Genomic DNA, 26,396 nt, shown 5'->3' with positions numbered 1-26,396 from the left:
TTTTAATTAAATTATTTGATGAGTTGATTAACTTTGAATACAATTTAGCACGAACCCAAAATAACGTCAATATACATGACACGTATAATTTAATTTTATCGGATCATAGAACGGAAATAGTATTTTCATACCATTTACACTTAAAATATAACTTTTAAATGTAATATTAAATAACATTAATATGACGTAATGATAGAGCTTGCTTTAAACATGCAGCAGCGTATACAAAAGAGAAAGAGATCACTCAAGGTCATAACTTTGATTCGAAATCGTGAACTTGATTTTTTAATTAAATATCAAATGACGAAGACGTTTAGCCTGGGTCATTACTTGGCATATCCAAAAAAAGCGCTGACTGGACAATGTCCAATCAGCGCTTGAATCTCAATGCTTGTAGCCAGCCTTTATTTTGGAGCCAGTTTATACAATACGGATTGTCCCTTGCTAAGGGTGAGCGTAAGCTTCCCATTTTGGGATAAGACCGGCTTATTAGTCCACAGATCAAGTATACTGCTATTCACCGGAATCCCTGCGCGCTCGAGATCAACGATTTTCTCCGTAGATTCCTTACCGTAGTTAAATACAGCCAGATAATAATCTCCCTGATCTTCCAGAACAAATGTATCCGAAGCCGCGGTTCCTGTATTGCCCTCCACATTGCGGAACGCCTTGCCTTTGACAGCGAGTGCATTCACGCGCGGGTTGGTGAGTAGCTTCTTCATCAGATTTTGTGCATCTTTATTAGTCGCATCATCCGAACTGAAGTACACTGTCCCCGAAATGGCAGCTGCATTCACGCGGGACTGGGCTCCCGCGTAGCCTCCACCTTTAAGCAGGGTCATATAATCTGGATCGGTATAATGATAGATCGTCCCATTCTGCCACCAGCCATATGTCTGACTGTTCAACTGATATTCTGTAGAGGACGCCGAGCCATCAATATCACAAGAGATTCTCCGACTGTGCGCGTACTGACTCGGGAAGATCGGTGCAATAGATTCACTAATGAACATGCTGTCACCAATCTGTTTTAACAAATAGGACATCCCTTCGTTATAAGCCTGTATTCCTGTCGTGATCTTCTCATCATAGAACTTCCCTTCCATTGTCGCATGAGTAAGGAAGTCGAGCTTAATGAACTGATAGCCACGGGCTTTGAAGCGGGCAATATCATAATCGATCTTCATCTTCGTACCTGGATGAGTGGGATCAAGGGCGATTCCATTCCCATACGGCACGAGCTTCCCTTCACTATCTTTGAGGATGATATCGCCATAAGTGTACTGCCCATCTGTTCCTTCCACTACAGCAATCATATTCTTACCCCAATATACGAATGGTGTATGGTATGTTCCCGGAATCTGTCCGTTCTTGCGGATCTTCACCACAGCTTCATCAAGCTGCTCATCCGACAGATTATCCCAGAAGGAATCCATATTCATAAACACAGCACCATTATTATTGAAGGAAGCATTTTGGAGATGGTCATGGAAAAAGTTAGACGCTGCCATCAGATTATCGTACGACAGATGCTCTGCATGCGCTCCCCAGCTATTCCAGCCTACCGGAACGCCTGGCGGAATATTCGGTCCAAAGGCTAGTGGAGGCGCTACTACTGCATTCGCGCGGCCATAAGCTTCCATCCCGTCACGGTAATCGCTGTAGAAACCGACGAAAATTTGCGGCGACTTCAGTATCTTTCCTTTGATCGCACCATGTGGCAAGCTATCATAGGTGACCTTTTTGGAAGTAAAGCCACCGAATACCTTAAGCTGATCCAGACGATTATCTGTACCGCTCCAGTGAATTCCTGTCTTCCATGTATCATGAGTCACCGATCCGACGATCAGACCGTTACGGCTGGCATTATCAAAGATCGCCGTCACTTCAGAACTAATATTGCTCTTCGTGTTCAAGTGTGTGTTCATCGACTTGGAATCATAACGCGCCCATGCATCATTATCGAACGGCACGATAAGCACGCGGTTATCACCATACTGTCCAAGATCGATCCCACCAGATGTCTCCAGCACCACTGGAGCCATCTCGTTACTACTTAGCTCACTACTGCCGCTCACTTCTTCAGCTTTGATAAAGTAGTTGCTCTTCTCGTACACATAATAGATTTGATCAAGTGTTGGTAGCCCTTGCTTTTCATTACGGACAATGAACTTAATACCCTTCCCGTGTCCATCCTGAATCTGTTCAATCTGATCCGTTAGCAACATGTGTGTATCATACTCATTATTGTAGACCAGATCCTCATTCAGCTTGAAGCTGCTATATACCCCCTTAGCAATCATCTTGCCATCCCAGGAGTATGATGATAATCCGGTTGTCGTATTATAAAGCAATTGGTAAGTACCACTATTCACTGTAAATCCAGAGCTATGCTGCGACACCTTAATATCTCCAAAATTCAAAATGGCACTGGCCTCACCAATATTGGCCGAATCGCCCCACTGGAACGCTGGATTCTGTCCAACATTAATGCTATCAGGGTCCTTCTTGATCAAAATTCGATCCAAATTCGGAGAGTACCAATCACCGTCAGAGAACAGCAGGACATTGTTGCCACCGCTTAGCTCGATCTCAAAATCAAAGCTGCCCACTGATTCCCAGTCGTCTTTCGCAACTTCTGGAAAGTCGATTTTCTCTGAATCTTTGTCATTAACCTTAACATAAAAAGTACGTGGATCTCCCGACACATAGTAAGCGGTTACAATGTATTTCCCAGATTCCTCTACCTCTACATTATTAAACTGTATTGAACCGCCCTCGAAGAGACCCCCTACCTGTTTGCCATCAGAACACGGTGCGCAATCAGCGATTTCGGTATGCGGTCCTTTCAAAGTGTTGCGAGAATCATTAGCTTGGAATTCATATAGGGTCGGTGCTGGTGGCTCGGTCGCATTCGCCGCTGGCAATTCTGCAGCAGCTTGCTGCTCCTGTACTACCGTATCTTTCGCTGGTGAATCTATAGCCTTCTCCTCCCCCCGGGGATTACTAAGCCATACAAAAACAACCACAACTCCAATGATAAGAAGCAGAGCGGCAAGTATTAGCTTTCTGTTCTTAATCAGCTTACATCCACCCTTCCACCTATTGTCGTATAAACAAGGGCGCAAGAAAGCATTCAACCTTCTTGCGCCCGATTCAGATTAGAGCTAGCGATTAACCCACAAGACCACTGCGCTCCATACTTTCTACAAAGTGGCGCTGTACAAACAAGTACATAATAATCAGCGGCAGAATTGCCATCAATACTGCAGTATTACGAATCATGGATGCATACAGCGGGTCCATACCGAGAGAAGTCTCCGTGTATCGCAGATAGAACATAATCTGGCCCCAGGCGCTCGATACCATGGATGACATTACGCCAGTCTCATTCAAGATCATTCCCGTGAAGAAGGAATCATTCCATTGCCACACGAAGGAAAATAGCATGACTGTGACCAGTGCCGGAACCGCGTTAGGCAGAATAATCCGCATAAAGGTTCCGAAGGTTCCCGATCCATCCACCCAAGCTGCTTCCTCCAAATCCTTAGGAATCCCTCTAAAGAATTGACGGAAAATGTAAACAAATAGTCCTGTCTTCAGCCCCATTCCTAGAATAGAGGAAATAAAGAACGGCCAGTAAGTATCGATGAGATTCAGAGGTTTACCTGTGAAGAAGGTAATGATACCGAGAATATCAAAGTTTTTATAAGTCAAATAGGTTGGAATCATAATGGTCTGTGGTGGCACTAGAATCGTAAAGATCACGCAGCCGAACAACAAACCGCTCCCCCGGAACTTCATTCTGGAGAATCCATAACCGGCAAGAACACAAGACAAAGTCTGGCACACCATGACCAGGATAGACAATAGCGAGGTGTTGAGCAGAACCTTCGGATAATTCAGCGATTCGCTAACTAACACAAAGTTTCTTAACGTGAAGTGCTTTGGAATCCAGACTACACTAGCATCATACAGATCAACAGGGTCTTTGATCGCAATCATGACCTTAATCAGAATGGGATACAAGATAATAAAGGATATACCAGCAAGAAGAACACTTCGAACAAAAACCCAAAGCCAATTTTTCACCTTATTCGTCCAAAAACTCTTATGAGTCATGCGCTCCAAGGAAGAAGGTAGCACATGCGCCTTTTCTCTAAGACTTTCAGCTTTCATAGCAGGCTCCCTCCTAACTTAGTCGTAGTAGAATACTTTTCTGGAAATGAGCATCGTAACTAGCCATAAGAAGAGCGAGATCACGACGAAATAGATCCACGCCATTGCTGCACTAAGTCCAAACTGGTAGGACTTGAAGGCCGTATCCCGAATTTGCTGGGTTGTTGGGCTTGTAAGCAAGTTATCAATGATAGAATAGACCACATTCGTCAAAATCAACGGGCTGATCATCGGAAACGTAATTTTCCAGAATGACTCGTATCCTGTTGCACCTTCGATTTTGGAGGCTTCATAAAGCGATCCAGAAATGGATTGCAAGCCTGCTACGAAAATTAGAATCTGCACGCCAGAGGCGGTAATGATCTGATAGATCCGGTTAACCGCCTCGACCAGATATTGAACGATATGATAGTTGACACCCGAGTTCAGCAGCAGCTTAGCGAGCTCTAGATTACGAAACAGAGCAAACTCGCCGCTTGACGTCTGAGTCGCACTTTTGATGATTCCTTGGGTGTAGTCGCCGCTTTCAACTGCAGCGATAACACCAGAGGCTAGAATAACCGGCAAGAAGAATATGGCGCGAACTAAACCTCTTCCTTTGAACTTCTGATTCAGCAGTACCGCTGCAAACAAACTGAAAATAACAATGAGCGGTACGTTGATGGCCATGTTCATCATGGATTCAGTCAACGTTCGTACATAATGCTCATCTTGAAACAAAGCATTCTTAAAATTAGCCCAACCTACAGATTGCATAGAAAATCCATTATCGTTCACCTTCAGTGTACTGAAGCTATAGCGCAGCGAATTAATAAGCGGCACAAGGAACAATAACAGGAATCCGGCGAACCAGGGGAGAATAAACCATACGCCTTTATACTTTTGCCGCTGATGCAGCGTTAGCCCGACTCTGGGTAGCTTCAATTGTGCTCGCCTCCAATCAGGTATCCCATTGCTTCAACAGCAGCGCCCCCTACGTTGACCGCATAATCATTATAGTTGACTACTATTGTTGTCCCATCCTCATAGGTGGTTTGATAGACACCTGTTTCTAGCATTTGATGATCCTGTATGCTCTGGGTCCGTACTTTGCTAAGCGCGTTGTTCACTTCGGCATATGCACGTCCCGCCTCATCCATCCAATTTTGATAGCTCGCAGAATACAGATAGTCGAACCCTGTTTCCTTCACCAGAGATGGTTTCTCGTAGAACCAAGTAAAGTACAGCCCAGCGCCAGTCTCCAGTGATTTTAGGACATGATAACGAGTATCCTGCTCATCCGAGAGATTGAGCGCTTTCCCTGCATAATCAATGTACCCATGTAGGGCCATCTCATAGAAAGGCACGCTCTGATCGGTAAGGTTATACCCGCTGTTCTCCAGCGGTGCATTAACGACACTATCTACAAAAGGAAGAGTGTATGCGTTACCACCAGAGACCATCATGTTCGGATAAGTGTGCAGCTTCGCAAGCTGCTCTTCTACTGCCTTCTTACTCTCTTCCCTGGTAAGGACATTCTTCGTATTAAAGTCGGAATTCAGTTCATCTCCCATATCATGTAGAGACAATCCCTTTTGCCCGAGCTTGTTGTACTGAGTTATAAATTTATCGACAACTACAGGCAGCCTTGCAGGAGAGAGCGGATAGGTCGGCTCCAAATACGTAAGCTTGAAATAACTAGCTATATCGTAAGGATGGACCGTTGCTACTACGCCATTCATTGTACGTGACGCATCTCTTTTAGGCTTGAAATCCCCTTTATCCTGAAGCACTCTCATGAATGATACATCGGGATACAGCGTGATTCCGTTACTATTGGCAAAATCCTGTAGCTCCGCAAGTCCTTTTTTCCCGCCCAGCTTGCTATCCACGGATACAGAGGATGGAATTTTATGATTTAGCCCGCCATTGAACCATCCCGTATAGCGGACTTTAATATTGTGGATACCATCGTTCTGAAGCTGATTAAGAATGTCCTGCGCCTGACTGAACGTGGTCAGTGGCTGATAAGAGGTATAAGGAATACCCAGGAAGAATTTCCGTGTTGGAATTCCACCAATCAATTCCACATTGAACGGAATTTGCTCCTGCTCTTGCAGCTTCGTAAGCCCATGCTTCTTGATTAAGTACGAACGGTAGTAGGAAGCCATCCCACTGTAGCTTGCATCCTCTTTTTGCAAGAAACCGTAGCGAACGGTAATATCGCCGTTATAAGGTCTTTCCTGGAATTTGGGAACCGACTGCTGCATCCAGAATCCTGTCAGCGCAAGCGGATCAGAACCAGTGATCTCATAACTACTGAACACATAATTGTAGGAGTTAGCCCGTCCGCTTATATCGGCTTCAATGCGTCCGATTCCGTCCCCATTTTCTACGATGGCTACAAAACCTGCATCATTCTTTTTCATACCAAACACCGGCAAACGAGCTGTTAATCCGCCTGGCACCTGCTTTTTCGGCAAGCTAACGGAATCGGCTCCGTACAGTGGCACATTATAACCATAGGCAGTCAACTTATTGTTATTGAGATGAATGAGCGAACCAGAGCCGTCAGGTACGAACATGTAGCCCTGATCCTTGGTACCCGCAGCACCAAAGTAAGGTAGAACGGAAATGGAGTGTAGAAAGAAACCTTTGTTCTCAATATTCTCAGCGGATACATTCACTACGAGCTGATCATCAGCAAGACGATAAGTCACAGGAATCACGAATGAAGCCTGGCTGACCGCATCACTGTTCTTACGGTCAATCTCCATCTCTTCTTCGCCATATCCGATTTCCTCTAGCGTACGCAGTGTCTTGGTCAGCGCCATCCCTTTTAAGGCAGTATCACGCCGCTCATAGAGCTTACTATTCTCATCCAAGTTGAATCTGCTAAGGACATCTTTTTTCTTCTTCTCATCCTTGATCTTATCCAGGATCAGTGTTTGGAAACGTTCTTCACTAATAAACTTTGGAATCTGCTCTACACCGCGCAGCTTTTCGCCGATGGTATAGACGATTTTAAGGCCGTCACCCAGCTTCTCAATTTCAAATTGCTCGTACTCCACACTCTGATTGAAATTGTTATATTGCTGCGGCTTGCCTGTTTTATCCGAAAAATTCAGCAGCAATTGGCTGGATAACATTGATTTATTCATCCCAGACGCTTTACCGTCCTTATCCCGATCCTGCGGGTTCGAGAACCAAATTGTACCATCCTTCTTATTACTGACAGCAATCTCTGTCGTCTTGGGACTATAGTAAAGTGCCAATGCTTCGTTCTCGGCAGCCAGCGTCATGGACTCTAGAGCCGAAGCTGCTGCGCCGGAAGAATGAACCACCTCTTCAGACGAGTCACTTTGAGTTACCGGCGCATCCAAGGAATTGGGCGCAGCAGCAACATTTTCAGCATGCCCGATTGGCCCGCTTCCAGCAGTTACTAAACTGATTACAACTGCCGCAGCAATCGCCGCTCTCCATTTGTTTTTCACGTCTGCCAGCCTCCTTCCTAGATGCGGTATGAAATCTCATTATAGATGGATACCACGAAACCGATCATTTCCTGAAGCAAGCTGAAGAATAACAGCCCCAGGAACATGATAATCCCCATAACCACCAAGGTTAGCACCATCGTGACAATGGTCTTCAGAACTGTATATTGATGTACCGTCATCGTGCCGATAAACAGCAGCCAGACAAACCATAGTACAGAAAGTGAATCTATCATGTAATAGAAGGCGGATTCGCGCGTAGTAATGATGTTACTGATCAGCACATTCCCGAATCTCATCAAGATCAGCGGAAGCAGCGCGTAACCAGTAGCCATCACAATTTCCCTGAATTTCCCTTCACCATCCATGAGCGTCGTCAAAGACCAGTTAGCTACGCACCATAGAAAGAATGGCAACACAATATATTGCAGTTCATTAATACTATTGAGATCATAGGGATAATTAAAGTTAACAACAAAACCAGCGTACTGCCGTAGCAGAATGGTCGCCACCGTCAGTAGTAGTAGCATGGTCAGGGCAACGCGCAGTTTGCCCTTATTCTCATACTTTAAATCCCAGAATCCTTCAAAAGGATGAAGCAGTACATAAAACGGGGTTTTGGTCATCTCACGTAACATTTGTCTTCACCTTCCCTCTCGCCCTTCTTCTTAAGAGGCTGAAGCCCCCCAGAGCTACACCCAGGACGATCACGATGGTCATCCCTGTCCCAAAATATTCACGTACCACCTCTTTGCGATATTTGCCGAATGCCTTAGAGTAGTACTCCCTGTCATAACCAAGCTTCAAATATTCCAGTGCCTGCTTGTTCTCTCCTTGGCGGAGCATCACCTTGCCAATACCGACATAAGCGATTTCATTATTGGAGTCTAGCTTAAGCAGATCCTTCCACTTCTGTTCCGCCTCATCGTACTTGCCAGAGAACAGCAGATGATTCGCTTCATTAATTAATGCACCATAACGGGTAGGCTTGAATACGCTGATTCGATTCATCGCCTTATCCAGCACCAGGAAATCATCCCCTCTTCGCTCTAAAGCAACAGGGGTTCGGAACGTGCCTTCCTGCTCACCCATACGACCGAAAATGTACAATAGATTTCCGTCTTGGTCATAGGTAAATACACGCCCCTTTCGGGAATCAAGCGCACTATATACCCCATTCTCACCGACTTTGACATCGATCAAGAGTGAACTTTCACTCGTTCCCATGGAATATATATCTCCTCTTGGGAACCAGTAGCCTTGACGCCGCAAGACATCTTCTCCAACTGGATTCAGCCGCTTAATCGGATCGGTAGAGGTCGGCTCAGATGTCGTCGTATACAAAAAGCCTTCGCTGTCGAGATCCACATTGTTGAACTCTAGCGGAACAAATTGTTCCAGCTTACTGCGCTGCTCTTTGGTCGACATTTTCTTCCAGAAGTAGTCCCATGCATCAAACTTGACTCGGTTCGTCCCCATAAAACCAGTGAAGTTGCCGTCCGCATCAAGCTCGATAATTCCATCGAAGACCCCTCTGCCGACAACATAGATCCGGCCCGCATGATCTACAGTAACCTTGATCGGGTAATATTCGAAGCCAGAGCGGATGACATCAGACTTCGGAGCTCCAATGTCGCGCACAAAGTCTCCTTCTCCTGTTAGCTCCACCACTCTGCGGTTTTCAGTATCTGCAATATAGATATGGTTGTGCTTCGTAACATAGATTCCTTGCGGACTATTGAACTTCTCATTCTTCCCATCTCGCACAAAGCCGCGAATCTCTCGAACAACCCGCCAATCTGTATCAAAGACGACAATTCGTCCATTCCCTGCATCCAGTACATAAAGCAAGCCATCCTCAGCAACATACATATCGCTCGGTTCTAAAAGCTTGCCAATACCTTGCTCGCTACCATCAATCGTGCCTGACGGAATGTAAGCATTAGGGGTATTCACACTATCACCCCAGTAGGAGTAGGTGTACCCCTCATAGGGAGCAGCTCCCGCTTGAAGCGGTGATGCTAATAAGCTTACTGTTGTTAAGACAAGCACTACTTTGCTAATTGACTTAATAAGCTTCATTTTCGTTCCTCCCGTGCTATTCCTTCATTCCGGAAGATGCCATCGTCTGAATGATCTGGCTCTGAGTGATGACGAACAACGCCATCGGAACGCTCATCAATAGCAGAGCTACCGCTGCTGCTATACCTGCCCGGGCAATACCACCTTGAATAATTTGTCCCATTGCATAGTGCATGGTCTTAAGCTCTTCGCTATAGATAAAGCTGCCGCCGTCGGTGGCCCATAACATCTGGAACAACAAGATAATAAGCGTGAACCATGCTGGCTTAACCAGCGGCATAACAATCGTCCAGAACACGCGGTACTCGCTCGCACCGTCAATTTTGGCGGATTCAATCAAGGCCATCGGAATCTGCTCAATGAACTGCTTCATCAGATAGAGCCCGAGCGGGAAGGCAAATGCTGGCACAATGATCGCCCAGTACGTGTCAATCCAGCCCAGCCAGGACATCGTCATATAGTTCGGGATCGCCGTCACCTGCGAGGAGAACATCAGCGACAGTACGACAATCGAGAACAGGGTCTTAGAACCAATAAAATTGTACTTGGCCAGCGGGTAGGCTGCTGCCGAAGCGAGCAGAACGTGTCCGACCGTGCCGACTAGAGTGATGAACACCGTATTGAAAATGTATCGTGAAAAAGGAACCCATGATTTAGCCATCAAATGGAACAAATCAGGAAAGTTATTAAAGGTCGGGTTCCGGACAAAAATTTTCGGTGGAAACAGAAACAGCTCATCGAGCGGCTTGAACGCATTATTGATCGCATAGATCAGTGGAATGGCCATAAAGGCGCCGAACAGGCCTAGAAGAAGGAATAATAGAACGTCCACCTGCCACGAGCGGTTAATTCTCTTCTCCCCGCTCAATCTGAATTTAAGCGCTAGTCTCACTGGCCTATTCACCTACCCTTCTAAGCATCTTCTGAATCAACAGGTTGGAGCACAGCATAATACCGAACAATACGGTTGCAATGGCTGAGGCATAACCCATCTCAAATCGAATCGTACCGTAGTCAATCAAATGGGTAACAATGGTATGGGCAGAATACTGCACACTTGGGAATCCCGCCAAGTTCATCGCTACGTCTGCCACTGCAAAGGATGCCGTAATTTGAATAACCGCCCCGAACATAAGCTGTGGTCGCATAGAAGGCAGCGTAATATACCATAGCTCCTGCCACCGGTTGCGAATTCCGTCCATCGCACCCGCCTCGAACAAAGTCTTATCCACAGTCTGTAGACCGGCAATGAACGCCAGAAAGCTCGTGCCGAGACTCAGCCATAGCTGAACAATAATAATGATCATGAGCGTATACTTCGGATTCTGGAACCATAGGATCGGTTCATTAATAAAACCAGTCCTCATCAGGAAACCGTTCACAATACCGTAGGAATCTCCAGAAAACATGATCTGCCACACAAAATAGATATTCCCGGAAATCGAAGGCGCATAGAAGACAAGGGTCATAAAGGCCCGTACCTTTGGCCTGAGCTCATTGATTAACCAGGCAAATACGAAACAGGCAATATAACTGATCGGACCCGTAATCACTGCGAAGATCAACGTATTTTTTAGAGCGATCAGAAAAATATCATCATCTAGTAGCAACCTTGTATAATTGCTCCAGCCTGCCCAGCGTGGAAACTCCAGCATATTGAAGTATGTAAGGCTGATAAGCATGGACATGACAACCGGAAGCACAGTGAAAATGAAGAACAGCACCATATATGGAGCAATCAACACGTAGAGATGCTTGTCATTTTTCATTCGCTTCAGATTAAACCGGAGTTTACTATGCTTGGTGCTCACGCCTTTCTGAGGCGAAGGCTCACCCGCGGATGCCGGTAATGCATTGGTTTGCTGCAACTTAGATCACCTCGGTCTCTACTTCAGATTGATTTCTGTTTGCTTAAATTCGATCTCACGATTGATCTCTTCCACGTAATCATAGAGAGCGTCTCTCGTGTTCGTTTTATTGTTAATGACTTCTCTAAAAGCATTATCAAGGTTACGACCCGTGTAGTATCCACCAGGTACCTCAGGAACACCCTTCACCCAATCCCACTGCTCTTTCAGGTTCTGAAGATCCTTACTTGGCCATGGCAATTCTTCCATAGCTTCCACATTCGCAGTTGGATAACGAGCTGCTGCACCCATGAGTCCTTCCATCTCTCGACCAAAGCGCACCTGTGTTTCCTTACTGGTCCACCATTTCATGAATTCCCAAGCTGCTTCTTTGTCCTTCGTTTGCTCCATCATGATGACAGCCGAACCACCGCTCGATACATCCCGCTTGATGCTGCCATCTTTCTGTTCAAGTCCAGGAACAACCGTAAAGTCCCACAGTCCTCTAATCTCTGGAGCGGATACCGCCAGCGTATTGTAGAATGTGTAGTCCGAAATCGCGACTGGAATCTCACCTGTCCGGAAACGAGTCGTTAGATCGAACTGAAGTGGGAACTTATAGTTCACGAAGAAGTCAGTCCATTGGCGGAAAGCCTGCATAGACGGTTCAGAATCCAGGGCACTTCTAGTGCCATCGTTGTTATAGAACTCGCCGCCTTGCTGATACAACAGCATCGCAAAGGCTTTACTCGGTTCAAGTGTGGATACCCCAACGGTCTGAGCAAGGGGCAGCGCCAAATCCATATGATGCTTTTTGAGCACCGGAATGATCTCATACATATCTTCCCAGGTCTGTGGAGCTTTCAAGTTAAGCTCGCCCAGAATATCCTTGCGATAGAACAGCATTGGGAAGATCTGCTGCTCTGGCAAACCGAAAACAGCATCATGGAATTTATACGGGGTAATCGCACTCTCCCGGAATCGCTTGGCAACCTCTTCGTAATCCTTGAACTGAGTCAGATCCACAATGGCATTCCGCATCCCATAGTTGACGGGAATATCATTAGAAATTTGCATCGCTACATCAGGTCCTTGTCCTGATAGGGTAGCAGGCATAAGGACAGAAGGATTGACTAGTCGCAAATTCACGCTAATTCCTGTTTGCTCTGTAAATGTATCGTCAGTCATCGCTTTAATTACCTGTGCCTGGTCACGTCCGGTTCCTACCCAAACCGTTACTGCTCGTTCATTCTCACTTGTATTCCCCATGCTGTTATAGTCTGTAAAGAACGAGCTAAATAAGTTCGTTACCTCATGCTTGGCTTTGCTAGCAAAGGATGCAGCCGCCTTAGGCATCTTCTGCTCAGGGGAAGCGAGAACGATATAGTCAATTTCGAGTGGTTGCTCTCTAACCTGCAGAACCCAGGTACCGAGACCACCAACATTGATTTTGAAAGATTCCAGACGATTCTGCAGTGTCTCTGGATGCTTAGCCAAGTCCTCAAGCTGATAGGCCATTTTCGTCAAAATTGCCACCTGATCACTTTTCTCACCTGTGATCTCGTTCAATTGATCGGCTACACCTGTTAGAATCTTACTGTGTTTCTCAAAGACAGCAGTCATCTCGGGAATTTTTTGCTCCAGATTATAATCCCGGAACGGATCCGGCACACTACCCGTAATCATCAATATTTTCCGATAAATGGAGTTAAGCTCTAGAATACTACTCTGCACTTGACGAATCAGTGGTGCAACTGAACCAAGGCTGACCGCAAGCTTCAACTCATGACTTCCTTTAGTCAAATAGAACAGATACGGCTCCTGCTCGCTGCCGAGCGTAGTCATCTTCCAGTCACTTGAGTAGTTGAAAGGAATCTCCTGCACTTCATTAAAAGGAATTTCACCGTCGATATACAGGGTTCTAGTAGAGTACACCCCGCGCAAAAACTCCTGTCTACTCTTGATGCCAAGCTTGTAAAGTCCATCCTCCGGCACTTCAATCACCCAAGTAATGGAATCGCCCGGCATACGCCAGTTATTGCCGCCTATGGTATTCATGCGAATCTTCGAAAGGGACTTTGGTTCTGTGCTTGGACTGGAACGATCTGTGATAGGGTACAATGTGGGGGCAGATTTGAGCCTCGCATCCTCACCCTGTACCTTCACTTGTTGTCCCTTGGCCTCTTGTAGTCCCAGCTTCTGATAACGCGCCTTCATCTCTTCATAATTAGGCAGCGTATCGATCTGACCGATCTTGATCTCGCCGATCACCATCGGCTCCTTAATAGAGTTCAGCGTAACTGTATGGTTACCAGCCGACAGATAAAAAGCATACGGCTTCTCATAAAAGCCCTCTGCATCCCGGAAAGGTATCTCCTGCCATCCATGTGCCTCAATCTGGCGAGGACGGATATCATTCCCTTGATTATCCTGCTCGATCTCCGGCTTCTCGTTCATCCAAAGCCTTGGGAAAATAAAACTTCTTGCACCAGCGAACGGGAGCTCCCCGTCGATCAGAAGTTCTCTCTCGATCGAAGATGATCTACCTTCGAGCGTGTAATAACGAAGAGTCATGTTGTACAGCCCGTCTTCAGGGACGCTAACCTCCCATGATATTGAACCTGTATCATAACTCTCTACGAACGACCCTTCCTGATCTCCTACCGAATTGACCTTTTTCGGTGAGGGGCCATCAAACTTCACGTAATCACCGCCATGGATTACGATATCTTGTACCGGTCTACCCGCATTCTGATGACGCTGCAAATAACTATCATAGCTATCCGTTTGAAGCGCTTCCACAACTTCCAATTGTCCTGTCTTGCTATCTCCTGCAGCATGAATCTGTTGCCCGTGATCTGTCCCTCCCTTCATGGGAATCACAGTCGTACACAGGATGGCAAATGCAACAGCGACGCGCAACACCTTAGGCATATTCAACGCAATCCCCTACCCTGCCTGATAATTTATGGTCCTAGTTTGTGTAACTTGGGGAGCAGCCCCCCTAGGCATTCTTCACCTGGTTGTCTACTCCCCTCTCTTCAATAGACTATTCGCCTTTAAGAACTTTATCTGCAGCTGATTCCAGAGCAGGGAAAATTTTCGCTACCCCAGCTGACGGAGTTGTTTTTCCAGCTATGATATCGCGATATAACTGGTTCAGGTTATCTTCGACACCCAGGCCTGCATAACGCGCAAATTTCATAATCTTAAATGTGTTCATTGCGTTGTTAACGGAAATTTCATCATCAAACCAGGACTCGGCAATCGTTTGGTTATCTTCATCAATGGTATCAAAGCTTTGCAGATCTTCCCAAATCTTGTAGACAACATTCGCATCTTTCACCCCGCGTGGAATGACGTTCACGTGCAATTGCGGCATACCCATGATGAACTTGCCACCAGATTTAGGTCCGCTTGGGAAAGGTACGAAAACATATGGGTCTTCCATCTGATTTTGGAAGCGCGGAGCTACTTCGAACAATTGCACTGGATACATTGCAACTTGACCTTCTCTGAAGTATCTCGCAGGATCTTCCCAGTCGTTACCCTCATCTTTTTTAACCACTTTGTACTCGTTGTAGAGCTTATTCGCAAACTCAAGACCTTCCATAGCTTCAGGTGAATCTATCGCGATCTTTTGTGTATCTTCATCAAAAATTACGCCACCGTTAGAATAAATCGAGGCTGTAGATATAGAGAACGGAGATCCAGTGAAGCCCCACTGATCAATTTTCCCGCTGCCGCCCTTGCTCTTCGTTAATTTCTTCGCAACATCTAAGAAGGTATCCCAAGTCCATTCCCCTTTTTCGATGTACTCTTCAGGTGTAGGTAGACCCGCTTCATCGAAAAGACGCTTGTTGTACAGCACTCCAGTGTTATCGAAGAGTGGTGGACCTGTTACAAAACCATAGGTTTTGCCAGTTCCATAGCTACCTGCTTCAATGATGCTGTCAGAAAGCTTAGTTTCTTCTTTGACATTCATCACGTCATCAAGCGCTGTCAAATATCCACCTTTCACGAAGCTCCGTATATAAGCGGCAGGTGCCAGCATAATGTCAGCGAAAGGATCGCCAGCCATAACTGTGGAAGTAAATTTCTCAGCAAGCTCAAAATAGTCTACAGCGACATATTTGATCTTGATGTTGTACTTCTTCTCAATTTCCGCTTGCTTCTGAATGGCCTTCTCACCTTCTGGCGTATCAGCTTTTGGTGTTCCATCCCACCAAGCGCCAATTTTAATTTCTCTTCCGCCAAGGTCGTAAGTCTCTTCCGGTTTGACTTCTTCTTGTTTAACTTCTTCTTCTTTTACCGGTTCGTTAGTAGCATCTGCTTTAGCTGTATTGCCTGCATTCTGGGAAGCAGAAGACGAATTTTGACTACCGCCACTACAAGCAGTCAACGAGAAAAGCAAAACAAAAACCAAAGAAAGTAATGAAAGCGGTTTCAATTTACGCATTTGTTAAACACCCCTCGTCAATTTTCCATACTCTGACCACGCTTGAATAATAGTTATTAATTTTCTTCAATAAAAACACAAACCTCAAGCGCAACTGCCCCGTTTCGTATGCAGGTATCTCATCTCCACCAAGCAGTAGCACTACATCGTACTCACCTCCTTTAATATGCTTGCGGGCCTATGACCCGCAGCTGTTACGTACAATTAGTTTGGCAGGCACAATCACCTGTACTGGAGTTTCTCTACCCTTAATCTGATCAATCAGCAGTTTTACTGCCATTCGCCCCATCATCTCTGGCTGACTTCGGATTGTTGTAAGAGGAGGACTCATATACTCCGCAATATCAATATCGTTAAACCCGACAATTGCCACATCTTCAGGCACGCGCAGCCCTGCTTCCTTGACGGCATGAATTGCTCCAATGGCCAATGAATCATTAGCAGCGAAAAACGCTGTTGGCAAATTACCTTTCGCAATGGCTTCTTTCATTAATCGATTCCCTTCCGGAATCCACCAACCACCCATATAAACATGCTCTGGATTAAGCAGTTCCTTGTCTTTCATATAACGCTCAAAGTAGAACTGCCGCTGATCCTTACCGTATGTACGATTACCTCCGATATAGCCGATGTTTGTATGTCCAAGATCAAAAAAATGGTCCAGTGCAAGCTTAACCACCCGCTCGAAATCAATCACCACGGAGTCATAGCTTTCCACATCGGGAGCAGAATCGACAAAAACTACATGCTTTAATGTGCTTACATTCTGAATATCGAAATCGTACGACCTGTCGATGAAAATCACACCGTCAACATCACCAAAATCCATCTTCGGACTCTCAAACAGTTCTAATCTGAAGATATCAGCTGATCTAATGCCGGATGCCACACACTCTTTCTCGATTCCCTGTCTAATCGCATGAAAGTAGAGATCATCTTCCTCCTGATTTTCGGTCAAAAACATCACGGTGCCAATCTTGATATTCGATAGCTCGTTATTATCTACGCCTTCCTTGCCGCTTGCTGCTCTGCGATTGCGAGGTGTCTGGTAGTTCAGTTCCTCGGCGATAGCAAGTATCCGTTGTCTGGTTTCGTCAGATACCGATAATGAATTATCCTTATTAAGTACTCTGGAGACGGTCACACTCGACACCCCTGCCAGTTTTGCAATATCACGAATGGTTGCCATGATTTCACCCTGTCTATATAGATTAATTCTTAATTCTAAATGATTTCATGGAAGTTAACAATTTTATTTCCACTACAGCGAAAAGAACATCGCCATCTATCATTTAGCTGCAACAGTGAAAAACGCTGGGGTGATGGACCATTTATTCAGTGAATATTTTTCAATATTTCAGTGATTAAATCATAGCAGATGATTTTAAGCTTAGCAACAACTATTTACATTTATATACTTAAAAGCGTTTTCTATATAAATATTCATTGGTTATATCCAAAATGATAAAAATCATTTTCTTTTTTTAGTGAATTAATATATATTTATTAAGTAAATATTCACTAAAGAGAAGAGGCGATTTTCAATGGCATTGCTATATGACAAAGAAACATCTCGCTGGCTCCTTCAAGGAACCAACTTATCGTACGGTTTGGGCGTGCATGAGAACGGCACTTTGCAGCACCTTTACTACGGTCCTAAACTCCCTTATCTTACAGACCTGCCGGCTTCTGATAAATCAATCGTTCGTCATTCTTCTTTCGAGCCATCCGAAGGGATCCTACAACAGGAATTCCCGGCTTGGGGTGGCATGTACTATTATGAACCTTGCTTGAAAGCCACCTTCCCTGATCAAGTTCGTGATACGAAGCTGGTTTACAAAGAACATGAGATCATAGAGGGTAATGAGCATGAAGAACTAATCATCGTGCTGAAGGATACTGTCTATCCGCTGCTGGTGCATCTGCACTACCGTCTCTATCCGCAGCATGATATTATCGAGCGTTTTGCCGTAATTGAGAATACTGGTGAAGAGGCCATTACACTGGATCAATCCCTCTCCGCAACATGGCATGCACCAAGAGGCGACCGTTACCGCCTGACCCATCTGGCGGGCAAATGGATCGAAGAGACCCAAATCTATCAGGACGAGATCACTCCTGGGAAGAAAACACTGGAGAGCAGACGCGGGAATACAAGTTGTCAGGCGAACCCGTGGTTTGCCATTGACCGTGGAACAGCGACCGAAGACCACGGTGATGTATGGTTCGGGGCGCTTGCATGGAGCGGCAACTGGAAAATCACAGTAGAGTATAGCCCATTCAAACTGCTACAAGTTAGCGGCGGTGTGCATGACTTCGATTTCTCCTGGCATTTGGCTGGCGGCACGAAGTTCCAAACTCCTGCCTTTGTCGGCGGTTATACACGCGAAGGCTTCGGCCAAGCAAGCCGCAACTTCCATCGCTATCAGCGTGAGCATGTACTGCCTAAGCCACTTTCAAAAGAATTGCGCCCTGTACTGTACAATTCATGGGAAGCAACTTACTTCGATGTTAACGAAGAAGGACAAACGAAGCTGGCGGAGAAAGCGGCTGCGATGGGCGTGGAGCTGTTTGTTATTGACGATGGCTGGTTCGGCGAGCGCAATCATGACCGTGCAGGACTCGGCGACTGGACCGTCAATCCGGAGAAATTCCCGAACGGCCTGAAGCCGCTTATCGATAAGGTCGAGGCACTGGGGATGAAATTCGGTATCTGGGTGGAGCCAGAGATGGTCAATCCGGACAGCAACCTGTACAGAACCCATCCGGATTGGGTGTATCATTTCCCTAATCGTCCACGTACCGAGAGCAGAAATCAGCTGGTACTCAATGTAGCGAACCCGGAAGTGCAGGCTTTTATTTTCGAGATGATGGACAATTTGCTGAGCGAGAACAATATCGCTTTTGTAAAATGGGATATGAACCGTTCGCTCAGCGAAGTCGGCTGGCTCGACGCGCCGCAAGAGCAGCACAAGGAAGTATGGGTGCGTCACGTACAAGGGCTGTATGACATTTTCGCTCGTCTGCGCGCCAACCATCCAAATGTTGCCTTTGAAGCTTGCTCCGGCGGTGGTGCACGGATCGATCTGGGCATTATGCAGTTGACCGATGAGGTCTGGACCAGCGACAACACCGATCCTTATGAGCGTCTATTCATCCAAGAAGGTTACTCCCTTGCTTACAACGCGCAGTCTATGATGTGCTGGGTAGCCGACGCCGGAAAATGGATGAAGAACCGTCCAGCTTCTGTCGCATACCGGTTCCATTCCTCGATGATGGGATCGCTTGGCATTGGCGGCAACCTGCTGAACTGGTCTGAGGAAGAGCTGGAAGAGTCCCGCAAATGGGTTGAGGTATATAAAGGTATTCGACATATCGTGCAAAAGGGTGACCAGTATCGTCTGCTTTCGCCAAGAGAAGGTAGCACGACTGCTGTGCAGTATGTAACAACGGACCAGCGTGAATCCGTGCTCTTCGCACTGATGCATCCACAAAAATTCCAAAATCACTCCCCTCGCATTTATCTGCGCGGTCTGAAGAGTGAGGCTCTGTATCAGGTTGACGGCTTTGAACAACCTCTAAGCGGCAGCGCGCTGATGAACCGGGGACTGGATCTGGACCTGTGGGGCGATATGTCCAGCAAGATGGTCAAGATTACGGAGATCTCTAAGTAATCATCAAAAACCTAATCATAAAAAAACGAGAGCAGATCAACTCTGCTCTCGTTTTTTTATAAGTTCTAAAATTAATTGTTGCCCATCCATTGGAAGTGGAAGCTTCCTTCTTTATCCACACGTTCAAAGGTATGTGCGCCAAAGTAATCACGTTGTGCTTGCAGCAGGTTCGCTGGAAGTCTCTCTGTACGGTAGCTATCATAGTAAGCCAGCGCAGAGGTGAAGGCCGGCACCGGAATACCGCGGCTTACTGCAACCGTGATAACCTCTCTCCAAGCCTGTTGATAGTTTTGTACGATGTCTGCAAAGTACTCGTCGAGCAACAGGTTTTTCAATGCTGGGTCGCGGTCATACGCATCCTTGATATTTTGCAAGAATCTCGCCCGGATGATACAGCCTCCACGGAAGATCATCGCAATGCTGCCATAGTTCAGATCCCAGTTGTATTCCTCGGAAGCCGCACGCATTTGCGCAAAACCTTGCGCGTACGAAGCGATTTTGCTGGCATACAGCGCTTTGCGGACCGCTTCGATGAATTGCTCCTTATCGCCGTCATAGCTTGCTGCTGAAGGGCCGCTCAGCTGCTGACTTGCTGCTACGCGCTCTTCCTTCATCGCAGAGATGAAGCGGGCAAATACGGATTCCGTAATAATGGACAATGGCACGCCCAGATCCAGGGAGCTTTGGCTGGTCCATTTGCCAGTTCCTTTTTGTCCGGCAGAGTCCAGAATGACATCGACCATCGGTTGGCCAGTCTCAGGGTCCTTCTTGGAGAAGATATCAGCCGTAATTTCGATAAGGTAGCTATCCAGTTCGCCTGTGTTCCACTCTGAGAAGATTGAATGCAATTCCTCTGCGCTCACGTTCAGCACATCTTTTAAGAGGTGATACGCTTCACCAATCAGCTGCATATCGCCGTATTCAATTCCGTTGTGCACCATTTTCACATAATGGCCTGCGCCATCCTCACCAATGTAAGTGGAACAAGGGTCACCGTTCACTTTAGCAGAGATTGCGGTCAGAATCGGCTCTACCAATTCATACGCACTTTTTTGTCCCCCTGGCATAATCGCAGGGCCCTTCAGCGCGCCTTCTTCCCCGCCGGATACACCCGCGCCGATGAAGCGGAAGCCTTGTGCTTGCAGTTCTTTATTTCTTCTTTGGGTATCAGGGAAATAAGCGTTACCGCCGTCGATCAGAATATCTCCTTGATCCAGGTAAGGCAGCAATTGATTAATCGTGCTGTCTGTAGCTTCTCCAGCCTTGACCATGATCAGAATTTTGCGAGGTGTTTCCAGAGCCTGTACGAATTCTTCAACACTATAAGTACCGACAAAATCTTTGCCCGGTGCTTCCGCAAGCAGTTCTTTTGTTTTGTCTGCTGAACGGTTAAACAAGGCTACAGAGAAACCTTTGCTTTCAATGTTCAGAGCCAGGTTTTTCCCCATTACTGCCAAACCAATTACACCAATCTGTTGTTTTTTCATGTTCACTTCTCCCCCTATGTTACTTCTGCTCTGTTGCAGAATCGGCTGATAAACGTTTGTTTAGCGCCTCTTTTTGCGCTTCAAATCCCGGTTTGCCTAGCAGGGCAAACATATTTACTTTGTATGCCTCTACACCCGGCTGATCGAACGGGTTCACACCAAGCAGCAGACCGCTGATGCCGCAGGCCTTCTCGAAGAAATACACCATTTCTCCGTAAGTGTACTCATTCAATTCATCCAGCTCGACGATGAGATTCGGTACGCCGCCATCCACATGCGCAAGACGTGTGCCTACGGCTGCTTTTTTATTCACATCATCCATGGTCATGCCAGACAGGAAATTCAATCCGTCCAAATTATCGATATCCTCTGGAATCGCGAGCTCGATCCGTGCCTTATTCACCGTTACTACAGTCTCAATGAGATCACGACGTCCTTCTTGCACAAATTGACCCATGGAGTGCAGATCCGTTGTAAAATCAACGGAGGCCGGGTACAATCCCTTCTGGTCTTTCCCTTCACTTTCACCAAAGAGCTGCTTCCACCATTCGGACACATAGTGCAGGGAAGGCTCAAAGTTCACCAGCAGCTCGATAGTTTTTCCTTTACGATAAAGCGCATTACGAACAGCCGCATATTGATAGCTCTCGTTCGTCGCCAAATCCGGATTGTTATATTTTTGAGCGGCTGCCGCAGCTCCCGCCATCATCTGGTCAATATCCAGTCCCGCTGCAGCAATTGGCAACAGACCCACAGCCGTAAGTACAGAGTACCGTCCGCCTACATCATCCGGAATGACAAACGTTTCATATCCCTCTTCATCCGCCAATGTCTTGAGCGCACCCTTCGAGGCGTCAGTCGTTGCAAAAATACGCTTTCTGGCCTCTTCTTTGCCGTATTTCTTCTCCATGTAATCCCGCAGGATACGGAAAGCGATGGCAGGCTCTGTTGTTGTACCGGACTTCGAAATCACATTCAGGGAGATGTCTTTATCCTTGATCAGCTCAAGCAGATGCGAGAGATACGTAGAGCTGATATTTTGTCCGGCAAAATACACCTGTGTTGTTCCGCTCATCTGATTGTGGAAGGTGTGCGACAGCGATTCGATCGCGGATCTGGCTCCAAGGTAGGAGCCGCCGATCCCGATTACGATCAATGCATCCGAATTGCTGCGAATACGCTTAGCCGCTTCTTTGATGCGGGCGAATTCTTCCCGGTCATATTCCAGCGGCAGGTTCACCCAGCCCAGGAAGTCCGAGCCCGGTCCCTTTTTCTCATGCAGCATATGATGAGCCGTTCCGACAAACTCGCTGAAGTAATCGACTTCATGCTGGTTCATAAACGACAGTGCGCTTGAATAATCAAATTTAATACTCATGGTGATTCACTCCTTTTTATTGAACAGATTTCTTCCAGTCCGCAGCGAATTTCTCCAGACCTTGATCGGTCAGCGGGTGTTTGGACAGCTGTTCAATAACGGAAAATGGAATGGTGGCAATATGTGCGCCGGCCATCGCTACACGAGTAACGTGGTCCGGGTGACGTACGGAAGCGGCAATAATTTGGGCATCCAACTGATGAATGCGGAACAATTCGGCAATCTTCACGATCAATTGTACGCCATCTTCAGAGATGTCATCCAAGCGGCCCAGGAACGGCGATACATAAGTCGCACCTGCACGGGCAGCGAGCAGCGCCTGGTTTACGGTGAAGATTAGAGTAACGTTAGTTTTCACACCTTTTTTGGAAAGGTAACGACAAGCTTCCAGTCCTTCAAGCGTCATTGGCAGCTTAATCGTAATGTTCTTATCATTGTTGTTGATCTTGATGAGTTCGTTCGCTTGCGCGATCATTTCCTCAGCAGTTACCGCATCAGGAGTGACTTCCGCAGATACCGATTCCACCTCAGGCACAGCACGCAGGATCTCAGCGATACGATCTTCGAACTTCACGCCTTCTTTGGCTACCAACGAAGGATTAGTCGTTACACCAGAAAGAACTCCAACTTTATAGGCCTTTTTGATATCTTCCACATTTGCTGTATCGATAAAAAATTTCATTTGAATAACCTCCGTTTTTGGGTGTAGTTTGTTATTTTTAATCGGTATAACCGTTTCAATTCCTTCGAAAAAATGCTACGGGTGCGAAGGGTTTTTCCTATCGCTCTTAAATGGAGAAAAAGCTCCGTTCAAGCTGCTCCGCAGTGCAAATAACGGCATTTTCGCTCCCTAAATTGAGGCAAAAGAGGGTCGATTTAAAATTAAGCGCATTTTTGTATGTTAAATCTTCCGAATTCGGCCCTTGTTGGGTATTTTCCACAAAATAAGCTACAATAATGCTCTTATTTGCTTATTTTTCCTAAAAACAAGAAATATAAGGTACGAAAATGCCCTTAGTTGCTATTGCTATTTTCGCCGATAAGGGGCCATCGGCAGCTAGACCGAAAATGTGACCGAGATCGGGACTGTGACCGGGACTGTGAACGAGCCGTGCCTTGTTCAATCCTTGAATGTTGAGAGTACCTTAAACCTGAGCGTAAGTTAAACCAGCGTCTTCTCTTGCTGTACCACTTTCTCTTTCTGTGCCGCAAGCTCTTGCTTCGCAATATCATCGAACCACCAATGGAACCCATCCTTGGCTAGCAAGGCATCGGATTCAGCCGGTCCGCAGCTGCCTGCGGCATACAATTGAAGAGGGACCATGTTCTCTGCATAAGCATCAAGAATCGGCTGTACCCACTCCCAGGACAATTCAACTTCATCCCAATGAGCGAAGAAGGTAGAATCGCCTTGCAAGGCATCGCGGATCAGATTTTCATAGGCTTCGCGGCCATCTCCGCGTCCTTCTGGCAAATCTACGTTAATCGGGTTAAGCTTCTCTGCACCTTCAAAGTTAGGGCCTTTAAATTGCAGTGTAATGCCCTCACCAGGACTCATTTCCAGTACCAGCAGGTTCGGAGCTTTACTCTTCTCATGAGTTGAGCCGAATTGCCCAGACTCTTCCTTGAACTCCACTACGATTCTCGTAGATTTGTCGATCATTCGTTTACCAGTGCGGATGTAGAAAGGTACTCCCTGCCAGTCGCTATCATTAATCTGCAATCTCGCTGCAATGAAAGTATCATTCATAGATTCGGCTGTAATGCCTGGCTCTGACGTATAGCCCACCACCGGCTTGCCTTGGATGCTGCCTTCCTTATATTGCCCCCGAATGATGCTAGCAGCAGCATTATGCTTGTGCAGCGGCTCCAGAGATTTCATTAGCCGTTTCTTGTGCAGATGTACCTCAGTTACCTCATCAGCGCTCACCTTATCCGGAAGATGAATGGCAATCATCATGAGAAGTTGCAGCATGTGATTCTGGAACATATCCCGAACCGCACCGACATGATCGTAGTAACCTGATCTCTCTTCAACACCCACCGTTTCACTAGCCGTAATCTGCACATTGGCTACTTTACGGTTGCTCCACAGCGCCTTAATCTCAGGACTTGCTTGATGCAGCGCTTCGAGCTTTTGCACAACCGGCTTGCCGAGGTAATGATCGATTCTGAAGATTTCGGATTCGGCAAAAGCAACGCTTAATTTCTCATTCAGCACTCTTGCAGAGGGCAAGTCATGGCCAAATGGCTTCTCAATGATAAGACGCTTCCAGCCTTGCTCCGAACCGAGGCCGTTGTCCTGAATTTGGGCAGCAATCGTCTCAAAATATTCTGGTCCAACCGACAGATAAAAGAGACGATTCGGCTCAAGACCAAGCTCTTCTTCACGATGCTCGATTAACTTCAGCAGCTTTTGATAATCCTCTTTTTTGCCGATATCCAGTGTGCAGTAACGAAAGGCCTCAAGGAAAGCCTGTAAAGCCGCTTCATCTTGAGGAGCTCTTCTGGAAAACTCACGCAGGGACTGCTCGACATTGCGTTTAAAGGTCTCATCCGACCATTCTCTTCTTCCCAGACCAATGACCGATAACGGCAAGGCCAGCTTATGATCGATAAATAAATTAAAAAGGGCCGGGTATATTTTTCTCTTGGCTAAATCACCCGTTGCTCCAAATAAAACAAGTGTATGTGAATCCATATCATCTCTCCTTCCAATAGCGCCACTACATATCTCGGATATGTTCATGGAGCCGTAACTGCACTCTAGTCTTCTGACAACTTTTACGCAGTGGTTTCTCTTCTATAGTTCCACTATAATACTTTTAGGAGCTATACATGTAATTAATAAATTTCACAGGAGCTATAAACACCATCTATGACTAATAATTATGAGTTATATAAGGTTTTTTATTGGGCCGCCAAGACCGGAAGTTTGACGCAAGCAGCCAAGGCATTGTATCTCACCCAACCTAGCGTCAGTCATGCCATTAAGCAGCTTGAGCAGAACTTTGGAATCACTCTTTTTTACCGTAACTCGAAAGGTGTCGCTCTTACTCAAGAAGGCACGATTCTATATTCCTATATTGAACAGTCGCAGATTCTGATCTCCATGGCTGAAGAGAAGATGGCCGCACTAAAAAATCTAGACAACGGCGAACTGCGAATCGGCGGGAGCGATTCCTTATTCAAGCATTATTTGCTCCCTTACCTGGAAGACTTCCATAAGAACTATCCAGGGATCAAGCTGCATCTGAACCACGGTACCACACCGGAGATCATGACGTTCCTAAAAGAAGGTACCATCGACCTTGGTGTAGTTCGTCTGCCGATTCTCGACCCCCAGCTTGAAGCCAGAGAGACCATTCAGCTGCAAGATTGCTTTGTCGCTGGCCCGCAATATACCATTTTAAAAGATGTCGTTCTATCCTTAGAAGTATTGCTGCAATATCCCGTGATTCTCTTCTCGCGCAATAGTCGGGCACGGATGGCGATTACGGAGTTATTTCAGAACTATGGATATACGCTGAAGCCTGAGATTGAGGTAGGCAGTGTGGATCTACTCATTGAATTTGCGCGCAGAGGACTCGGCATTTCGTATGTAACCAGAGAATTTGTAGCGAAAGAGCTGGAGGAAGGCTCTCTTTTCGAAATCCAATTGGATATTACACTCCCCCCTTCTCATGTGGGCATCATGACGATGCGTAACATGCCGTTAACTCATGCAGCCTCAAGTTTTATTAAACAGGTCAAGTAACTTCCTATAAATAAAAACTGCGTCCGTGTTGTTAGTTCGCTCTAACATTGGGCGCAGTTT

Annotated in this window: 17 protein-coding genes; 2 read left to right on the top strand and 15 right to left on the bottom strand. The window is 46.3% G+C overall.

The window, feature by feature from the left end:
- Positions 1 to 404 precede the first annotated feature (404 nt).
- From ACFORK_RS00615 to ACFORK_RS00565, 11 genes are all read right to left on the bottom strand, one after another.
- Positions 405 to 3,029 (bottom strand): carbohydrate-binding protein, encoded by a 2,625-nt coding sequence (locus tag ACFORK_RS00615; RefSeq protein WP_379194556.1) that lies wholly within the window; start codon positions 3,027 to 3,029, stop codon positions 405 to 407.
- Between the two features lie 145 nt (positions 3,030 to 3,174).
- Complete coding sequence (locus ACFORK_RS00610; RefSeq protein ID WP_379194554.1) at positions 3,175 to 4,179, bottom strand: carbohydrate ABC transporter permease; 1,005 nt, start codon at positions 4,177 to 4,179, stop codon at positions 3,175 to 3,177.
- An 18-nt stretch (positions 4,180 to 4,197) separates the two neighbouring features.
- Complete coding sequence (locus ACFORK_RS00605) at positions 4,198 to 5,103, bottom strand: carbohydrate ABC transporter permease (protein ID WP_379194552.1); 906 nt, start codon at positions 5,101 to 5,103, stop codon at positions 4,198 to 4,200.
- Positions 5,100 to 7,652 carry a DUF5696 domain-containing protein gene (locus ACFORK_RS00600; RefSeq protein ID WP_379194550.1) on the bottom strand — a complete coding sequence of 851 codons (2,553 nt, stop codon included), beginning with the start codon at positions 7,650 to 7,652 and terminating at the stop codon, positions 5,100 to 5,102. The genes ACFORK_RS00605 and ACFORK_RS00600 overlap by 4 nt, the downstream gene beginning before the upstream one ends.
- Positions 7,653 to 7,669: 17 nt before the next feature.
- On the bottom strand, positions 7,670 to 8,278 hold the full coding sequence (locus ACFORK_RS00595) for a Yip1 family protein (RefSeq protein WP_379194548.1): 609 nt from the start codon (positions 8,276 to 8,278) through the stop codon (positions 7,670 to 7,672).
- A gap of 1 nt (position 8,279) precedes the next feature.
- Entirely contained in the window at positions 8,280 to 9,734 is a 1,455-nt protein-coding gene (locus ACFORK_RS00590) for a gluconolactonase (RefSeq protein WP_379194546.1), read from the bottom strand.
- A gap of 16 nt (positions 9,735 to 9,750) precedes the next feature.
- Entirely contained in the window at positions 9,751 to 10,626 is an 876-nt protein-coding gene (locus ACFORK_RS00585) for a carbohydrate ABC transporter permease (protein WP_379194544.1), read from the bottom strand.
- Between the two features lie 4 nt (positions 10,627 to 10,630).
- Positions 10,631 to 11,503: a carbohydrate ABC transporter permease gene (locus ACFORK_RS00580; protein WP_379195719.1), complete on the bottom strand. Its 873-nt coding sequence runs from the start codon at positions 11,501 to 11,503 to the stop codon at positions 10,631 to 10,633.
- 117 nt (positions 11,504 to 11,620) lie between these two features.
- Positions 11,621 to 14,515 carry an extracellular solute-binding protein gene (locus tag ACFORK_RS00575; protein ID WP_379194542.1) on the bottom strand — a complete coding sequence of 965 codons (2,895 nt, stop codon included), beginning with the start codon at positions 14,513 to 14,515 and terminating at the stop codon, positions 11,621 to 11,623.
- Positions 14,516 to 14,630: 115 nt separating this feature from the next.
- Positions 14,631 to 16,040 carry an extracellular solute-binding protein gene (locus ACFORK_RS00570; protein WP_379194540.1) on the bottom strand — a complete coding sequence of 470 codons (1,410 nt, stop codon included), beginning with the start codon at positions 16,038 to 16,040 and terminating at the stop codon, positions 14,631 to 14,633.
- Between the two features lie 178 nt (positions 16,041 to 16,218).
- Positions 16,219 to 17,229, bottom strand: a complete 1,011-nt coding sequence (locus ACFORK_RS00565; protein WP_379194537.1) for a LacI family DNA-binding transcriptional regulator — start codon at positions 17,227 to 17,229, stop codon at positions 16,219 to 16,221.
- Positions 17,230 to 17,584: 355 nt separating this feature from the next.
- On the opposite strand from ACFORK_RS00565, the gene ACFORK_RS00560 reads away from it, so the two are divergent.
- Positions 17,585 to 19,714 (top strand): alpha-galactosidase, encoded by a 2,130-nt coding sequence (locus ACFORK_RS00560; protein ID WP_379194535.1) that lies wholly within the window; start codon positions 17,585 to 17,587, stop codon positions 19,712 to 19,714.
- A gap of 71 nt (positions 19,715 to 19,785) precedes the next feature.
- On the opposite strand, the gene gndA is transcribed toward ACFORK_RS00560, so the two are convergent.
- The 4 genes from gndA to zwf form a co-directional block, all read right to left on the bottom strand.
- On the bottom strand, positions 19,786 to 21,201 hold the full coding sequence (gene gndA, locus ACFORK_RS00555; RefSeq protein ID WP_379194533.1) for an NADP-dependent phosphogluconate dehydrogenase: 1,416 nt from the start codon (positions 21,199 to 21,201) through the stop codon (positions 19,786 to 19,788).
- 19 nt (positions 21,202 to 21,220) lie between these two features.
- Entirely contained in the window at positions 21,221 to 22,579 is a 1,359-nt protein-coding gene (locus ACFORK_RS00550) for a glucose-6-phosphate isomerase (protein ID WP_379194531.1), read from the bottom strand.
- Between the two features lie 16 nt (positions 22,580 to 22,595).
- Positions 22,596 to 23,261, bottom strand: coding sequence for a fructose-6-phosphate aldolase (fsa, locus tag ACFORK_RS00545; protein WP_379194529.1), 666 nt, complete (start codon positions 23,259 to 23,261; stop codon positions 22,596 to 22,598).
- 480 nt (positions 23,262 to 23,741) lie between these two features.
- Entirely contained in the window at positions 23,742 to 25,280 is a 1,539-nt protein-coding gene (zwf, locus tag ACFORK_RS00540) for a glucose-6-phosphate dehydrogenase (protein WP_379194527.1), read from the bottom strand.
- A gap of 177 nt (positions 25,281 to 25,457) precedes the next feature.
- Between zwf and ACFORK_RS00535 the strand changes: the two genes are divergently transcribed.
- On the top strand, positions 25,458 to 26,336 hold the full coding sequence (locus tag ACFORK_RS00535; protein WP_379194525.1) for a LysR family transcriptional regulator: 879 nt from the start codon (positions 25,458 to 25,460) through the stop codon (positions 26,334 to 26,336).
- Positions 26,337 to 26,396: the final 60 nt, after the last annotated feature.

The sequence above is a fragment of the Paenibacillus sp. GCM10012306 genome (assembly GCF_042649265.1).
Classification (GTDB): domain Bacteria; phylum Bacillota; class Bacilli; order Paenibacillales; family Paenibacillaceae; genus Paenibacillus_AQ.
The sequence above is the reverse complement of the archived record's forward strand: the minus strand, read 5'-3'. Positions and strand labels throughout refer to the sequence as shown.

Bases quoted from the DNA above. Each gene is read 5' to 3' on its own strand.
- ACFORK_RS00550 (WP_379194531.1), bottom strand. From the start codon at position 22,579: ATGAGTATTAAATTTGATTATTCAAGCGCACTGTCGTTTATGAACCAG.
- ACFORK_RS00570 (WP_379194540.1), bottom strand. From the start codon at position 16,040: ATGCGTAAATTGAAACCGCTTTCATTACTTTCTTTGGTTTTTGTTTTG.
- ACFORK_RS00595 (WP_379194548.1), bottom strand. From the start codon at position 8,278: ATGACCAAAACCCCGTTTTATGTACTGCTTCATCCTTTTGAAGGATTC.
- ACFORK_RS00535 (WP_379194525.1), top strand. From the start codon at position 25,458: ATGACTAATAATTATGAGTTATATAAGGTTTTTTATTGGGCCGCCAAG.
- ACFORK_RS00610 (WP_379194554.1), bottom strand. From the start codon at position 4,179: ATGAAAGCTGAAAGTCTTAGAGAAAAGGCGCATGTGCTACCTTCTTCC.
- ACFORK_RS00560 (WP_379194535.1), top strand. From the start codon at position 17,585: ATGGCATTGCTATATGACAAAGAAACATCTCGCTGGCTCCTTCAAGGA.
- zwf (WP_379194527.1), bottom strand. From the start codon at position 25,280: ATGGATTCACATACACTTGTTTTATTTGGAGCAACGGGTGATTTAGCC.
- fsa (WP_379194529.1), bottom strand. From the start codon at position 23,261: ATGAAATTTTTTATCGATACAGCAAATGTGGAAGATATCAAAAAGGCC.
- ACFORK_RS00590 (WP_379194546.1), bottom strand. From the start codon at position 9,734: ATGAAGCTTATTAAGTCAATTAGCAAAGTAGTGCTTGTCTTAACAACA.
- ACFORK_RS00565 (WP_379194537.1), bottom strand. From the start codon at position 17,229: ATGGCAACCATTCGTGATATTGCAAAACTGGCAGGGGTGTCGAGTGTG.
- gndA (WP_379194533.1), bottom strand. From the start codon at position 21,201: ATGAAAAAACAACAGATTGGTGTAATTGGTTTGGCAGTAATGGGGAAA.
- ACFORK_RS00580 (WP_379195719.1), bottom strand. From the start codon at position 11,503: ATGAAAAATGACAAGCATCTCTACGTGTTGATTGCTCCATATATGGTG.
- ACFORK_RS00575 (WP_379194542.1), bottom strand. From the start codon at position 14,515: ATGCCTAAGGTGTTGCGCGTCGCTGTTGCATTTGCCATCCTGTGTACG.